At 49.9% G+C, this 14940-nt stretch carries 13 protein-coding genes; 7 read left to right on the top strand and 6 right to left on the bottom strand.

Going from position 1 to position 14940, the window contains the following annotated elements; genetic code table 11:
* Positions 1 to 138 precede the first annotated feature (138 nt).
* The 3 genes from P2G88_RS00610 to P2G88_RS00620 all read left to right on the top strand — a co-directional run bounded on the left by P2G88_RS00610 (position 139) and on the right by P2G88_RS00620 (position 4047).
* A complete protein-coding gene (locus tag P2G88_RS00610) occupies positions 139 to 1716 on the top strand; it encodes a M28 family metallopeptidase (RefSeq protein WP_275793640.1) in 1578 nt (525 codons plus the stop codon).
* A gap of 247 nt (positions 1717 to 1963) precedes the next feature.
* Positions 1964 to 3118, top strand: a complete 1155-nt coding sequence (locus tag P2G88_RS00615; protein ID WP_275793641.1) for a tetratricopeptide repeat protein — start codon at positions 1964 to 1966, stop codon at positions 3116 to 3118.
* A 5-nt stretch (positions 3119 to 3123) separates the two neighbouring features.
* Positions 3124 to 4047, top strand: a complete 924-nt coding sequence (locus tag P2G88_RS00620) for a M20/M25/M40 family metallo-hydrolase (protein WP_275793643.1) — start codon at positions 3124 to 3126, stop codon at positions 4045 to 4047.
* Here P2G88_RS00620 and P2G88_RS00625 read toward each other — a convergent pair.
* Positions 4044 to 4820, bottom strand: coding sequence for a transporter substrate-binding domain-containing protein (locus P2G88_RS00625; RefSeq protein WP_275793646.1), 777 nt, complete (start codon positions 4818 to 4820; stop codon positions 4044 to 4046). The genes P2G88_RS00620 and P2G88_RS00625 overlap by 4 nt on opposite strands.
* 94 nt (positions 4821 to 4914) lie before the next feature.
* The gene (locus P2G88_RS00630) at positions 4915 to 5847 is read right to left on the bottom strand and encodes a phospholipase A (protein WP_275793648.1); all 933 of its coding nucleotides are present in this window, start codon (positions 5845 to 5847) and stop codon (positions 4915 to 4917) included.
* A gap of 241 nt (positions 5848 to 6088) precedes the next feature.
* On the opposite strand from P2G88_RS00630, the gene glnK reads away from it, so the two are divergent.
* The 4 genes from glnK (at position 6089) to P2G88_RS00650 (ending at position 10515) form a co-directional block, all read left to right on the top strand.
* Positions 6089 to 6427, top strand: coding sequence for a P-II family nitrogen regulator (glnK, locus tag P2G88_RS00635; protein WP_275793649.1), 339 nt, complete (start codon positions 6089 to 6091; stop codon positions 6425 to 6427).
* 17 nt (positions 6428 to 6444) lie between these two features.
* The gene (locus P2G88_RS00640; RefSeq protein ID WP_275793650.1) at positions 6445 to 7713 is read left to right on the top strand and encodes an ammonium transporter; all 1269 of its coding nucleotides are present in this window, start codon (positions 6445 to 6447) and stop codon (positions 7711 to 7713) included.
* Between the two features lie 175 nt (positions 7714 to 7888).
* A complete protein-coding gene (ggt, locus tag P2G88_RS00645) occupies positions 7889 to 9577 on the top strand; it encodes a gamma-glutamyltransferase (protein ID WP_275793652.1) in 1689 nt (562 codons plus the stop codon).
* A 14-nt stretch (positions 9578 to 9591) separates the two neighbouring features.
* Positions 9592 to 10515: a Dyp-type peroxidase gene (locus P2G88_RS00650; RefSeq protein ID WP_275793654.1), complete on the top strand. Its 924-nt coding sequence runs from the start codon at positions 9592 to 9594 to the stop codon at positions 10513 to 10515.
* On the opposite strand, the gene P2G88_RS00655 is transcribed toward P2G88_RS00650, so the two are convergent.
* The 4 genes from P2G88_RS00655 to udk are packed head-to-tail and all read right to left on the bottom strand — an operon-like array spanning position 10516 to position 14895.
* Positions 10516 to 12135: an alkaline phosphatase family protein gene (locus tag P2G88_RS00655; RefSeq protein WP_275793656.1), complete on the bottom strand. Its 1620-nt coding sequence runs from the start codon at positions 12133 to 12135 to the stop codon at positions 10516 to 10518. It lies immediately after the preceding gene.
* 17 nt (positions 12136 to 12152) lie between these two features.
* Positions 12153 to 12992: a 2OG-Fe(II) oxygenase family protein gene (locus P2G88_RS00660; protein ID WP_275793658.1), complete on the bottom strand. Its 840-nt coding sequence runs from the start codon at positions 12990 to 12992 to the stop codon at positions 12153 to 12155.
* A 58-nt stretch (positions 12993 to 13050) separates the two neighbouring features.
* Complete coding sequence (locus P2G88_RS00665) at positions 13051 to 14259, bottom strand: NupC/NupG family nucleoside CNT transporter (RefSeq protein WP_275793660.1); 1209 nt, start codon at positions 14257 to 14259, stop codon at positions 13051 to 13053.
* A 12-nt stretch (positions 14260 to 14271) separates the two neighbouring features.
* A complete protein-coding gene (udk, locus tag P2G88_RS00670) occupies positions 14272 to 14895 on the bottom strand; it encodes a uridine kinase (RefSeq protein WP_275793662.1) in 624 nt (207 codons plus the stop codon).
* Between the last annotated feature and the right edge of the window lie 45 nt (positions 14896 to 14940).

Here is a 14940-nt window from a genome sequence, read left to right on the forward strand (position 1 = left end):
TATTCCGACATTCATATTGAAGCTGCTACTGAATTTACAGTGATAAGGCGGTAAGCTGGTCGCTCAGTTTTAGCATCTGTTTGGCACAGTACTACTCCGATAATTGGTCATTCAGTTGTCTTTAGAAGGAAAAGGGAAATGAAAAAACTACTTATATTGTCTCTTAGCCTACTTAGTGGATGGTGTGGCGCAGAGGCAACTTTCTCTCAGCCGTATTACAAATCACAAGTGAAAACCATCGCCTCCGATGAATTCGAAGGTCGAGCGCCGATGTCTGAGGGGGAAGAGAAAACCATTCAGTATCTGGTTCAGGAACTCAAGGCCCTGGGGGTTGACCCGGGATACAAAGGCGGGTTCGTGCAGACCCTGCCCATGGCTGGTATTGCCGCCTACCAAGATATGCAACTGAAGCTGGGCGATATGGTGCTTAAGCCTGGACAGGACTTTGTTTCCCGTACACAAAAATGGACCACCAGTACTGAGCTTAAAGACTCCGAGGTGCTGTTCGTTGGCTATGGCATTGATGCCCCTGAGTACGGCTGGAATGACTATGAAGGGGTGGATGTTAAAGGCAAGACCTTGCTGATGTTGGTCAATGATCCCGGCTACGCTACCCAGGATCCAAAGGTGTTTCGTGGTAACGCCATGACCTATTACGGTCGCTGGACCTATAAATACGAAGAGGCCATCCGCCGTGGTGCCGCTGGCGTCTTTATCATTCATGAAACCGGTGCCGCAGGTTACCCCTGGTCGGTGGTGGAATCCGGTGCGACAGGCACCAAGTTTGCCTTGGTGGATAATACCGGAAACGCCGACGAGCTGGAGGCCATGGCCTGGATACAGACAGAGGCCACCCGGGCCTTATTTAAGTCTCTTGACCTGGATTATGACAAGATCAAAGCTGCTGCCGCTAAGCCTGGCTTTAAGGCAATGGATTTAGGCATCAAAGCGAATCTGAAAACTCGCTATTTCCGTCAGATGGGTGAAAGTCGCAATGTCGTGGGCCTGATCCCCGGTAGCAGCAAGGCTGACGAATATATCGTGTTATCTGCTCACTGGGACGGTTTTGGAAAAAAGGCCGGCGTAAAAGGTGACAATATCTTTAATGCAGCGGTAGATAATGCCACCGGTGTTGCTGGCGTTCTGGAGCTTGCCAGAAGACTAAAAAGCCGAGAAAAGCCGTTGGCGCGCTCCGTGATTTTGGCCTTTTTCACCGCCGAGGAAACCGGCCTGCTGGGGGCTCATGCTTTTGCCAACGAGCCGCCGGTGCCCACCAATAAGATGGTGGCGCTGTTGAATATAGACAGCATGAATATGGCTGGTGCCAAAGACTACGTGCTGCAATATGGGGACGGTTTGCAGGAGCTGGAAGATTGGCTGGCTGAGGCAGCCAAGGCTCAGGGACGTCACGTGGTGCTTGATCGCAACCCGCAAAACGGCCTGTTTTTCCGTTCAGATCATTTTGCCTTGGCACAAAAAGGCGTCCCGGGACTGTTGTTTATGGATCTGGGTGACAGCGACCCTGATTACATTGCCAATCGTTATCATAAGCCCAGCGACGAGTTCCTGGAAAGTTGGCAATTCAGCGGGGTAGAACAGGATCTTAATCTTATTTACAGCCTTACTGAAAAACTTGGGAATTCAGATGCCTGGCCGGCTTGGAAAGATGGGGCCGAATTCAAACCGGCCCGCGATGCGGACCTGGTCAAGCCATAAGTTCCAGAAAAATGCCGCCTCCGGCGGCTTTTTTAGTATATGAAGACAGCGATTATTAAAAGAATGAAACCACTTCAAGAAAATATTGGTCTTATGTTTGAACCATCTGATACGCCAACTGACAGATTAGTGGGATGAAAGGGGTTGTTGCAACATTGTTGAGTATCTAGGGTTAAGTAAAAGGAGTGATTAGGCTGCATAGGAAGACGCGTCTTGCAGCCACCGGACAAATTTTTGTGGAGGTACCATGAAGCCAATCTTTGTCTTTGTGTTAGGTAGTTTGCTTCTATTCTCAGGTTGCGCTGCCAACATTAATAGTACTCATGTGGAGCCTCATGACGGTCTCCATGACTATGTCTTCCCCGACTACGAAAATGTTCCTATCGAAAGTGAGGATGAAGTCTTTGCCATCAGTAGGGAAATGAAATCCTTTGTAAACCGGCTCATCGCCCGGGAGGATGATCCTGAGAAACGTATTCGTTTGTTAGCCAAAAGTATCTTCGACCATTCTGATATGAATCTGCTTTATTCTGGCGCTGCCAATACGATCGCCAGTGAAACCTTTGAAATTGGCGCTGCAAATTGCCTTTCTATGTCAATCATGACCTATGCCTTGGCATCATACGCAGGAATGGATGTGGCTTTTCAGGAAGTTGATATTCCAGAGTTTTGGACCCGACGAGATGGCTTCAGCATGCTCAACGGTCATATCAATTTGCGCATTGTACCTAGAGACGAGAGAGACAGATTGTTTGTAAGTCGGAGCGGCCTAGAAGTAGATTTTAATCCTCTCGAGCGCCGTACAGAGTTTCCTACTAAGGTAATCAGCAAACGCCGCGTGCTTTCTATGTTTTATAACAACAAGGGTGCTGATGCACTGATGGGTGGTGAGTTTGATAGAGCATACGCTTACTTTAGACAGGCTTTGATTACAGAACCCAGTCTGAGTGAAGCGTGGGTAAACTTGGGAATATTATACCGCTTTAATAATCTGTTTGAGTGGGCTGAAGATAGCTATGAGATAGCGATAAGCTTGACGAATGACCGAAGTGCCCAAGAAAACTTAGCCATATTGTACACATACATCGGTCGGGATGAAGAGGCACAGACAATCCTTGCCAGACTAGAACGGAGCAGGATAAAGAACCCTTACTACCATTTCCTGCTGGGAGAGCAGGAATATGATTATGGTCATTGGCGAAAGGCGATCGGTCACTACAAAGATGCTTTGTCTTTGGATGAATCAGTCCATCAGTTTTACTTCGGTCTTGCGAAAAGTTATTTCCACCTCGGAAAGTTGGATGCTACAGAACGCTATTTAGAAAAGGCAAAACGTCTCTCAGTGAACGACCAAGACGAAGGGCGCTATCAGATTAAATTGGATCTCCTGAGTAAGATATAGTGGGCTTGAAGTTGTTTGTTAGCTTTTGGATGCTGGCGTGGCCAGTGCTGGTGGCCGGTGCGAGTGTTGATGAGAAAACACTATGGCATCACCTAAGTACTCTAAGCGCGGATGTCATGGAGGGGCGTAAAACAGGATCTCGGGGGGCAATGCTGGCGCGTCAGTATATTCAGGACGTTTATCAGAATATCGGGCTACTGTGCTTCGGGGATGATTACTTACAGCCGTTTAAACTCAATGGTCTGTTTACCGATTCCACTGCCTATAACCTGGTCGGTTGGGTGAAGGGAACGGCGCCAGAGGATGAGGATGTAATTGTTGTATCTGCCCATTATGACCATTTAGGGAGCAAGGGCCGACGCATCTATAACGGTGCCGATGACAATGCCTCCGGTGTAGCGGCAATGCTGACCTTGGCCAAAGTGATTGCCCATTCTCCACTGCAACATCATGTGATTTTTTTGGCTACCGATGCGGAAGAAAAAGGCTTATATGGCGCCAAGGCTTTTTTAGCACAGTCGCCTGTGCCGCTGGACAACATCAAGGCCAATCTCAATTTGGACATGCTTGGTCAGGGGGGGAAAAAAAGACGCCTTTATCTTGCCGGGGCGAAATATTATCCGCAGTTTCAATCGTTGGTAGACAGTGCCATCAGAGATGCTCCGCTTAACCTTCTACAAGGACATGAAGGCCGGGCCAGGGGCTATGATCGTAAAACCACCATTGATTATCGTGATGCCAGCGATCATGCTGAGTTTCATGAACTGGGCATCCCTTATCTTTTCTTGAGCGTAGCCGATCATCGCGACTACCACACAGAGCATGATACCGCCGAACGCTTAGATCCACAGTTTCTGCATCAAGCGGCACAAACGGCATTAATGGTGTTACAAAGGATGGATAAGACGCTGGCGTCAGATCCGTTTTAATCTTGCAAACTGCGCCAGCTGGCTATGATGTGTCGGTAAGTTCCTCTGGAAATCAGCCTGATGTTTGCTTCTTGAAAAGCCAGAAATCGCTCCTTGGAGACAGATTTTTTGCTTAATGCAAAGAAGGTGGGCACAGAGGAAATCTTAAGTGGAAGAATGCGCAGTTCTTGTGAATATTTAGGGTTCTTTTTCAGCATATAGGCAGCAAAATCGTAAGTGGTGATGGCGCCTGACAAGCGTTTCAGATAGACCGATTCAAAATTGGTTTCCACCGCACTGGGTACTACTTTTTGGCTGAAGGCTTCGCTGCTGCTGAGTTTGTCGGTAAAAGCCTGATCAAAGATAACCCCTTTCTCATAGACGATATCCAAGGGCAAGGATATTAAGTCATCCAGGGTTTCTATCTCTATTTCGGCGTCGTTTCTCGTCACCAACACCTGCTCTTCATAGGTATCTGGGGAAATAAAGTAGTAATGTTGGGCTCTGGAGTCGCTATACCCCACATTCATCATGATATCGATGGTGCCCTTTTCCAATTCCATTATTGCGCGTTGCCAAGGCAATTTATGATACTCAGCCTTGCACCCCGCTTCTTGCAGCAGGGCTTCAACCATCTCGACGGCAATACCAGTCCACTTATCCTGTTCGTTGAAATATTGCGGCGGCGCATAATTGACCCGGACTTTCAGGATACATTGTGCCTTGAGGGGCAAGGCGAAGAACAATGTGCACAACAGCAACCCGATTTTTGTCATATCTGAATACTTCGCCATGTTCGTTGTTATCACCTGTTGCTCTATTCAGACGATTTAGCCTCAGCTTCCATCATGCCTTTAAATGGTTGGAATAAAAAGCGAACCCTGAAGATCAGAAGAAGGCTAATTGAACACCCAAACTAATTCGCTGCTGGTGGCGGTTATAGTCGATCAGCGAATCGCCATAGCCGTTAAAGTATTGCAACAGTAATTCATAACGGTCTGACAAGGGATAACTCAGATGCAAGCCTATGCTGCCTTTGTTATCACTGGTTTTTAGGTTATTCCGAATAAGGGTCATAAGGTTGAAATTGCCTAAGCGGGTGCCATAACCAAATTCAAAATGGCCTAAATAATGTGTGATATCCGGATTGTCATCGCCCATAGGATCCAGTTCATCTTCCTTGGCGTCTTCTTTAAAGCGATACCAGGCACGCAAGTAATACAGGGATTCTTCATCACTGAATAGCAAGGTGCCAATCAGACGATTCCAACTGCGCGAACGTAGCTGGTTTTGGCCGTTAGACTGATGATTGAGGCCAATCTGGGCCAGATTAAAGCGATATCCGAGCAACTTGATTTTGGTTTGGAAGGTATAAAAGAGTTCAGGTTCGTAATTGGTTTCCCGAAAGGGCTTGGAAATTTCATCGTTATATACCTGCCAGTGAGACAGCGCGGTGAAACCGAAAAAAAGTCCTTCTACCTCGCTGCCACTTTCAGGGAGGTAGATGGGCATCTTTACGCTGATCTGAAATCTGCTTTCCAGATGGTCGATATTGTCTTGGGTAAAGCCGTCACTGCCAATCTGATTGGGGTTGGACTGGTAGCTTACTGGTAACAGGAAGTTCGGATGAAGCTGGGTGATGGCATAAGGGTTTACCAGAGCACTGGCATCGGATCGAAGGCGTTTGTCAACGATACTGTCTTGTGAGACATCCTGTTCTTCGGCTGTTTCCGGGTTGTCCTGCTGCTCCTGCGCCTGACACAGAGCGCTCCCCCATAGCAGTATCAATGACACCAGCGCGATACAGCTTCTATTGTTCATTTCGCCTTCCCCTGAGCCTTTCTTTAGGACGCCAGTGTAGCTAATCAATGAAATTGCCTCCAACGGCTTTTGCTATGCACCAAGTTGGGGCGTTCAGGTTTTGCTGCACGTCAGTGGTGCAAAAAATAGACTATCCTTGTGGCGTTTTATTTTTATCTTTATGAAAAATAACAAAAAAACACGATGGCACAGCTCTTGTTAGAGAGTAGTGCCACACATAAGAACTACCAGGAGCAACAAGATGAAACTAGTCAGCGCCATCATCAAGCCGTTTAAGCTTGATGATGTCAGAGAAGCGATATCTGACATCGGTATCGACGGTCTGACCGTTACCGAAGTCAAAGGTTTTGGTCGCCAGAAGGGCCATACAGAACTCTACCGTGGTGCCGAATACCAGGTGGATTTTTTGCCTAAGGTAAAGCTAGACATCGCCGTGCAGGACGACCATGTGGATCGCCTGGTAGAGGCTATTGTCAAAGCTGCCAAGACCGGCAAAATCGGTGACGGTAAAGTGTTCGTGTTTGACCTCGAGCATGCCGTCAGGATCCGCACTGGCGAAGTCGACGGCGACGCCATTTAAGCAAGAGGAGTATGAACATGGAACAGACTTTCCACCTGCAATATGCCATAGATACCTTCTATTTCCTGGTCTGTGGCGCCTTGGTCATGTGGATGGCCGCCGGCTTTGCCATGCTCGAGGCCGGATTGGTCAGAGCCAAGAACACCACAGAAATCCTCACTAAAAACGTCGCCTTGTATGCCATAGCCTGCATCATGTATATGATTTGTGGCTACGCCATTATGTATGACGGTAGCATCTTCCTGGCCGGTATTGCCGATGTTGATGTTGCATCCACGTTAGGCGAATTCTCGGACCGTGAAGACGGCTTCGAAGGAGGTGCGATTTACTCCTCTGCCTCTGATTTCTTCTTCCAGGTGGTATTTGTGGCCACCGCCATGAGTATCGTTTCTGGTGCCGTTGCTGAACGCATGAAACTGTGGACTTTCCTGATTTTCTGCGTGTTTATGACTGGCTTTATCTATCCAATGGAAGGTAGCTGGACATGGGGTGGCCAGGCGGTATTTGGTATGTACACCCTGGGTGACCTTGGCTTCTCTGACTTTGCCGGTTCTGGCATTGTGCATATGGCCGGTGCCGCTGCAGCCTTGGCCGGCGTGCTGTTGCTGGGTGCCCGTAAAGGCAAGTACACCAAAGATGGTAAGGTCAACGCTATCCCTGGTGCAAACCTGCCTCTTGCAACACTGGGGACCTTTATCCTGTGGATGGGCTGGTTTGGTTTCAACGGTGGCTCAGTATTAAAACTGGGTGATATTGCCAATGCCAACTCCGTGGCCATGGTATTCCTTAACACCAATGCGGCGGCTGCGGGTGGTGCTGTTGCAGCATTGCTGCTGGCCAAAGTGCTGTTTAAGAAAGCTGACTTAACTATGGCTTTGAACGGCGCGCTGGCAGGCTTGGTGGCCATCACCGCAGAGCCCTCAACCCCTAGCGCTCTGGAAGCTACTCTTTTCGGTGCTGTGGGTGGCCTGATTGTGGTGATCTCCATCATTACTCTGGATAAGCTGAAGATTGACGACCCGGTGGGTGCCATTTCTGTTCACGGTGTGGTGGGCCTGTTCGGTTTGTTGATTGTGCCTATTACCAACAGCGGCGCTACCTACAGTGGCCAGCTGATTGGTGCGGCGACTATCTTCGTCTGGGTATTCGTGACCAGCCTGATTGTCTGGGGCGTACTTAAGGCCGTGATGGGGATTCGTGTCAGCGAAGAAGATGAATATCAGGGCTTGGATATGGTGGATTGCGGTCTGGAAGCCTACCCTGATTTCACCGGTTCACGCAAATAAGGTTATGTCTTGGGCCAGCTAGAATAATAACCATAGTGCTGGCCTGAGATAGCCTTTAAAACTAAAGCAAGCCCCGGATTTTCCGGGCTTTTTCTTTTTTGCAAAAGCATAAAGATTTGCTGCAAAAGGGCCCCTTCCGATAGGATGCAAGTATCGAAATTTGACGAGCTTTACCATGCGCCCTGTTCGTTCCCTCTTTGCCACGTTGTTGCTGCTTCCTGTTCTTGCTCAGGCCTATGATCGTATTACCGGCGAACCTTTTGCCAGTCGCTCCGAAGTTATCGCACAAAATGGTATGGCGGCCACCAGTCAGCCTTTGGCTACGCAAGTCGCACTGGATGTTCTAAAGCGTGGTGGGAATGCCATTGATGCGGCGATCGCCGCCAACGCCATGTTAGGACTAGTCGAGCCCACCGGCTGTGGTATTGGCGGTGACTTATTTGCCATAGTGTGGGATGCCAAAACCTCCAAACTCTATGGCCTTAATGCGTCTGGGCGTTCGCCACGCTCACTGACCCTAAAATATTTCAAAGACAAGGGTATGACCAAGATCCCTGCCCATGGTCCCTTGCCTGTATCAGTGCCGGGGGCGGTGGATGGCTGGTTCGAGCTGCATCAGAAGTTTGGTTCGCTACCGATGACAGATATCCTGTCACCGGCCATCGGCTATGCCAAACAGGGTTTTCCGGTTTCAGAACTCATCGCTTATTACATGGCCAAAAGTGCGCCTACCCTGGGCCAATTCCCTGGGTTTAAGGAAACTTATATGCCCAATGGAAGAACGCCGCGTAAAGGGGAAGTGTTTAAAAATCCGGATCTGGCTGCCACCTACGAAAAAATTGCCACCGGCGGACGTGATGCTTTCTATCGTGGCGACATCGCCCGAGTAATTGCTGCCTATATGAAAGAGCAGGGGGGCTTTCTCAGTTACGATGACTTAGCTGCCCATAAGTCAGAGTGGGTGGAGCCGGTGTCGACCAATTATCGTGGCTACGATGTGTGGGAACTGCCACCAAATGGGCAAGGTATTGCGGCACTGCAAATTCTCAACATTTTGGAAGGCTTTGATATACCAGGTATGGGCTTTGGCTCTGCCGACTATATCCATACCTTTGTAGAGGCCAAAAAGCTGGCCTTTGAAGATCGCGCCAAGTATTACGCCGACCCAGCCTTTAACCAAATCCCGGTGGATTGGTTGATCTCCAAGGAATATGCGGCCAAACGCCGTCAGCTGATAGAATCAGGCAAAGCGGCCAAGCGTTACGATGCCGGTAAATACCAGGGTGACACAATCTATATGACGGTGGCCGACAAAGACGGCAACATGGTGTCATTGATCCAAAGTAACTATCGCGGCATGGGGTCTGGCATGACCCCTACCGGATTAGGTTTCGTGTTGCAGGATCGCGGCGAGATGTTCTCTTTGCAGGAAGAGCATTTTAACGTTTACGCGCCTGGTAAACGCCCCTTCCATACTATTATCCCTGCCTTCGTTACTCGTCATGGTCAGCCTTGGTTGAGCTTTGGGGTGATGGGGGGCGGCACCCAACCGCAGATGCATGCACAGATCATCATTAACCTCATCGATTTCGGTATGAATCTGCAAGAAGCGGGCGATGCCCCGAGGATTTTGCATAGCGGCTCCAGTGAACCCACTGATGAAAAGATGACAGACGGTGGCTATGTCAGTCTTGAGAGTGGTATTGATTACAAAGTGCGCCGTACGTTGATGGAAAAAGGCCATACCCTGACCGATGAAGTAGGCTCTTTTGGCGGCTATCAAGCCATTATGCGTGACCCGCAAACTGGCGTATATTATGGCGCTTCAGAAAGCCGCAAGGATGGTCAGGCGGCTGGCTACTAGTCAATAGAGGACTGATGTCACAACCACAAAAAGGGGTTTGTGCGGAGCCCAATCTGCATGCCCTTTATCTGCTGTTCAACATTATCGACGATGATGCCGCCAAAGTGCGTCGTAAGTTGGCGAGGATGCTCGACATCTTCGATTTTTACGATGAAGACCACTATGAAGCCATGGTCTCAGGCATGGTGGCGATTGGTAGCAGCTACTGGCCAGAACTCTATCCTGGCCCTATGCCCAGGCGCCTGGCCCCGTTTCCTGATGTGCGCAGTGAAGATCGCGTCGCGCCGGCTGAGCCTTTCGATCTTTTTATCCAAATCCGTGCCGACAGAGCGGATGTTTGCCACGCCATCGGTATGGAAATCACCGCCTTATTAGGCGAACAAGCAGAGCTGATGGAACAGGTTAAGGGCTTTCGCTATATGGATGGGCGCGACCTGACTGGCTTCGTGGATGGCGCCGATAATCCTAAAGGCATGAAGAAATTTGATGTGGCCCTAGTGGGGGATGAGGACGAGGATTTTGCTGGCGGCAGCTACGTGCATTTCCAGCGCTTTCGCCACGATATGGACCGCTGGAGCAGTCTGTCGGTGGCCGAACAAGAGATGATTATGGGTCGCTACAAGGCTGATAACAGGCCATTACCGCCCACACAGATGCCCGCTTTTGCACACGCTCGTCGCTGTAGTTTACGCGACAGTCATGGTGAGCCTATCGGGCTACTGACGCAAAACATGCCTTACGGCGATATGAAAGTGCAAGGATTGATGATGGTGGCCTGCTCCAGGCTGCCAGAGGTGTATCGTCACCTGCTACAAAGTCGCATTATTGGTGATAAGCAAGGCCACTACGACAAGCTGTTGGATTATAGCCGGGCGGAAGCCGGGGCGGCCTTTTTTGCTCCGTCGGCCAGTTTTATCAAGCGCCATAAAGGCGGTTGATTACTGCAACACTTCTTCAAGCACCTTTCCGGTGGCTTTGTCGGGCTGACTTATCTGTAACAACACTGAAAGCGTCACCGCCAAGTCTTCCGGTGATACTTGCCGGCTAATGGTGCGAGGGCGGATATTCCAACCCGCAAAGTAGAGGGGCACGTGCGTGTCATATTTATAAGGCGAACCATGGCTGGTAGCGGACTTAACATTTATCAGGGTTGATGCATTTTGCACCAGCACTACATCACCTGAGCGGGCCGGATAATAACCGTTTTGGACCATGGCACCGATGCTGTCTGGTGCAAAGCTTTGTGTCATCAGTTGAGTGCGGGTGAAAGCCGCAGCCACACCTGGGAGTTCCAAGGTCTTGGTGGCCAGGACCTGCTCCACTTGCAACGCTGATAGCCCCTGCTTAGCAATAAGATCATGATTGAGGTAGAGGAAGGGTAATTGCACCTTCTCTATTAGCTCTCCTTCTACCTTGAACTGTCCTGAAAGGGCCTGATTCAGCTGCGTCAATGACTCACTGAAAGTGCTACGAAAGCCACCAAAACCGATGGATTTCTTGTATTCGGGGATGCTATCGATACCGTGATCGGCCGACAGCACCAACAGAACATTGTTTAAACCAACCTGCTTATCGAGAAAATAGAAAAAATCCGCCAGCGTCTTGTCCAGATGCAGCAGATTGTCTTCAGCCTCCAGGCTGTTAGGACCAAACTGATGACCTACGTAGTCATTGGTGGAGAAACTGATAGACAAGTAGTCCGTGACATCGTCCTTGCCCAATTTATGTTGCTCAACCAGCAACCGGGCGAAGTCAGCCGTTAACTCATCGCCATAAGGACTGTATCCCAACAACTTGTAGTAACCTGTATCATTTGTTGCGGGCATTTGATGAGGAAAGCCTGTACTAAAGCCCATCGGTGGAATTTGAAAAGGACGGTTAGCCGCATCATTGACGTAAAGGTGTTGCGGCAGGCTAAGCTCCCAGGTCTTGCCCAGATAGTTATCTTTCAGGCCACTTTGATTAAAACCTTGCACATAGTCTGGCAGTGCGTCGAAGTAGTAGCTGCTGCTGACCATATTGCCGCTTTCTTTATCCATCCAGAACGCCTTCCCCAAACGTCCTGCTGTCAATACCGCACCGCGATCTTTAAGGGATACTGAAAATATCTTGGCATTGCCTCTGGTGGCAAAATACAACTCGTCTGCGAAGGTGGAGGCATCCAGATTAGCCGGAGAGGCACTGTAACCATCAAAGCCCAGAGGCTGAGTACTTGCGTCTGCCGTGCAATACACAGGCTCGCCTGATTGGCGATCGATCCACTGGTTTGCAATGACCCCGTGTCTGGAAGGCAATGCGCCTGTCGCTAGCGTAGCGTGGCCCACTGCGGTCAACGTTAATGCGTGACGATAGTGAGCGTTGGTGTATAACGTGCCTTGCTGCAAAAAGCGATTAAAGCCTTTGCGATTACCTTGGTTGATAAAGTTTTTCTGGTAGCGCTGCAGTAAGTCGCCGCGTAGTTGATCTACCGTGATCTGCACGATTAGCTTGGGCGGGTCAGCCCAGGCAGTCATACTGCCCAGGCTTATACATAAAAACAGCCAAAGGTGCTTCATCATTTGGCTTGTTATACCTGCTAGATAACGCCGAGTTCGCGCAGACGCTCTTTAAGATAGCTGTCTGCGGTATGACGTTCTGACAACACCACATCGGGACGCGGGTGCAGGAACAGTGGTAGTGAAATACGTGAGCGACTTTGGTCCTGACCTTCCGGGTTGATCACGCGGTGGGTGGTGGAAGGGAAGTAACCGCCAGAGGCTTCCTGTAACATATCACCGATATTGATGATCAGGTTGCCGAAATCACAGGGAACGTCAATCCAGTTACCGTCTTTGCCCAGTACCTGCAGACCAGGTTCGTTGGCGGCCGGTAACACCGTCAACAGGTTAATATCTTCATGGGCTGCAGCGCGGATGGCGCCAGCCTCTTCGCTGCCGGTTAATGGCGGATAATGCAGCACGCGAAGCAGAGTCTGCTCGCTGTTTTCAATCATCTTCGATAAGGGCTGCGAATAACGCGCGGCCACATCGTCAGGACTATGTTTCTCAACCCAACCCAACAGGGTCGCCGCAAAATCAGTGGCGGCCTGGTAATAGTCTGCTAGTTGCTGACGCAGTTCTTGTGGGCAACGGCCCCATGGATAGTAGTGGAAATACTCTTTGATATCTTTGACCTTGTGGCCTTTGGCCACTTCAGATACCGAAGGTGGGAAATAACCATCCTGGGTTTTGGGATCAAACGTAAACTCATGCTTTCGCTCGGAAGCGAAAAATTCACGCCAATTGGCGTAAATACTGTCCACCCATTCTTGCTTAATGGGATGGTTTTTAAGCACACCGAAGCCTGTCTGATGCAGGGATTCCACAAAAGCCTGTTCGGCATTATCTGCGGTAAAATCTACGGCTACGAGTTTCATACACTTACCTACTCTTCAAATTCGGGCTGTGACGCCAGCCCGTTCCACGGCCTGCACCCTAGAGGTACAAGAAAAATCCGGCAATGGCTGCGCTCATCAGGTTGGCCAAAGAGGCCGCGACCACCGCGCGTAATCCGAGGGCAGCGATATCATGGCGACGACTTGGTGCCATGCCGCCCAGCCCACCCAGAAGGATGGCAATAGAGCTGAAATTAGCAAATCCGCAAAGGGCAAAGGTAACAATGGCCTGAGTGCCCGCGCCCAGTTGGTCCTTGTAGTTAACAAAATCCAGATAGGCGACGAATTCATTGACCACAATCTTCTGACCGATAAAACTGCCGGCCATTCTGGCTTCTTCCCAGGGCACACCAATAACCCAAGCCAGAGGTTGGAATACAAAGCCTAAAATCAGCTGCAAAGTAAGCTCTTCCTGGCCGAACCAACCACCTACCCAGCCGATAAGGCCATTAACCAGACCAATCAATGCCACAAAGGCCAACAACATCGCGCCGACGTTGAGCGCCAGCATCATGCCGCTGGCAGCACCTGAGGCCGCAGCATCAATCACGTTGACGCTTCTGTCTTCCTTGGTGTTGAGCTCTTCCAGGTCGTTTCGCGGGTGCTCAGTCTCTGGCAATATCAACTTGGCCATCAACAAACCACCAGGCGCTGCCATAAAGGACGCGGCTATCAGGTATTTCAGCTCCACACCCAAACCTGCGTATCCCGCCAATACAGAGCCTGCCACCGAGGCCAGGCCGCCCACCATCACCGCAAAGAGCTCGGAGCGCGTCATGGTCGGAATAAAAGGTTTCACCACTAAAGGGGCTTCGGTTTGGCCAACGAAAATATTAGCGGTGGCCGACATGGCTTCTGGACGGCTGGTTTTAAGCAGGCGTTGTAGTGCGCCACCGATAAGACGAATCACCCAGCCCATAATGCCCAGGTAGTAGAGCACGGCAATAAAGGAAGAGAAAAACACAATAATAGGCAGCACATGTATGGCAAACATAAAGCCATATTTTTGCGCGCCCATATCACCGAACAGGAACACCACGCCTTCTTTTGCATAACCTATGACCTGCGCTACTGTGCCGGAGACTGCCAGCAACATATCTTTACCGACAGGCACATAAAGCACTAGTGCACCAAATCCTACCTGCAGGGCGAAGGCGCCGATAACGGTCCGCCAGTTAATCGCCTTGCGATTAAAAGAGAGTAAATAGGCAATGCCGAACAGCAGTAAGATTCCTAGCAAACCCGTCATTAGACTTCCTTATTATTTTAATACTTGCTGGATATGGGATTTGAGTACGTCCAAAGCGATACGATTCTTGCCACCTTGTGTCACTATCACATCGGCAGTGAAGCGGCTTGGAGCTACAAAGCGGTGATACATGGGTTTTACGGTGGATTCGTATTGTTCAGTGATGGATTGCAAAGACCTGCCGCGCTCCTGCATATCCCGGTTGATACGGCGCAACAGGCAAATATCCAGTGGCGTATCAATAAAGACTTTAATATCAAACAGCGGCAGCAATTCAGGGCTGGCCAGCAGCATAATGCCTTCGACGATAATCACCGAGGCGGGCTCAACCTTCTGTGTTTGCGGCAGACGCGTATGGGTTTTAAAGCAATATTCGGGGTAGTCGATGCTTTGCCCGGTTTTGAGCTGCTCCAAATGACTCAGCAGCAGTTCATGCTCGAAGGCCGCTGGGTGGTCATAGTTGGTCAGCAGGCGTTCATCCATGCTCAAGTGTGTCTGATCGCGATAATAGTGATCTTCACACAGCACCCGGATATCCATGCCTGCATCGAGGATTTCGGTAATAAGTGTTCTGGTAAACAGGGATTTCCCCGAACCTGAACCGCCGGAAATGGCGATGATTCTCGTATTTGGCATGCTGGGCGTGAGTCTTCATTAAACAGGAGTGGCAAGAGTACCAGC

The organism is Aliiglaciecola sp. CAU 1673 (genome assembly GCF_029223185.1).
Lineage (GTDB): Bacteria > Pseudomonadota > Gammaproteobacteria > Enterobacterales > Alteromonadaceae > Bowmanella.

Excerpts from the sequence above, each read along its gene's own strand:
- P2G88_RS00610 (WP_275793640.1), top strand. The coding sequence starts at position 139 with ATGAAAAAACTACTTATATTGTCTCTTAGCCTACTTAGTGGATGGTGT.
- P2G88_RS00615 (WP_275793641.1), top strand. The coding sequence starts at position 1,964 with ATGAAGCCAATCTTTGTCTTTGTGTTAGGTAGTTTGCTTCTATTCTCA.
- P2G88_RS00625 (WP_275793646.1), bottom strand. The coding sequence starts at position 4,820 with ATGGCGAAGTATTCAGATATGACAAAAATCGGGTTGCTGTTGTGCACA.
- P2G88_RS00630 (WP_275793648.1), bottom strand. The coding sequence starts at position 5,847 with ATGAACAATAGAAGCTGTATCGCGCTGGTGTCATTGATACTGCTATGG.
- glnK (WP_275793649.1), top strand. The coding sequence starts at position 6,089 with ATGAAACTAGTCAGCGCCATCATCAAGCCGTTTAAGCTTGATGATGTC.
- P2G88_RS00640 (WP_275793650.1), top strand. The coding sequence starts at position 6,445 with ATGGAACAGACTTTCCACCTGCAATATGCCATAGATACCTTCTATTTC.
- ggt (WP_275793652.1), top strand. The coding sequence starts at position 7,889 with ATGCGCCCTGTTCGTTCCCTCTTTGCCACGTTGTTGCTGCTTCCTGTT.
- P2G88_RS00650 (WP_275793654.1), top strand. The coding sequence starts at position 9,592 with ATGTCACAACCACAAAAAGGGGTTTGTGCGGAGCCCAATCTGCATGCC.
- P2G88_RS00655 (WP_275793656.1), bottom strand. The coding sequence starts at position 12,135 with ATGATGAAGCACCTTTGGCTGTTTTTATGTATAAGCCTGGGCAGTATG.
- P2G88_RS00660 (WP_275793658.1), bottom strand. The coding sequence starts at position 12,992 with ATGAAACTCGTAGCCGTAGATTTTACCGCAGATAATGCCGAACAGGCT.
- P2G88_RS00665 (WP_275793660.1), bottom strand. The coding sequence starts at position 14,259 with ATGACGGGTTTGCTAGGAATCTTACTGCTGTTCGGCATTGCCTATTTA.
- udk (WP_275793662.1), bottom strand. The coding sequence starts at position 14,895 with ATGCCAAATACGAGAATCATCGCCATTTCCGGCGGTTCAGGTTCGGGG.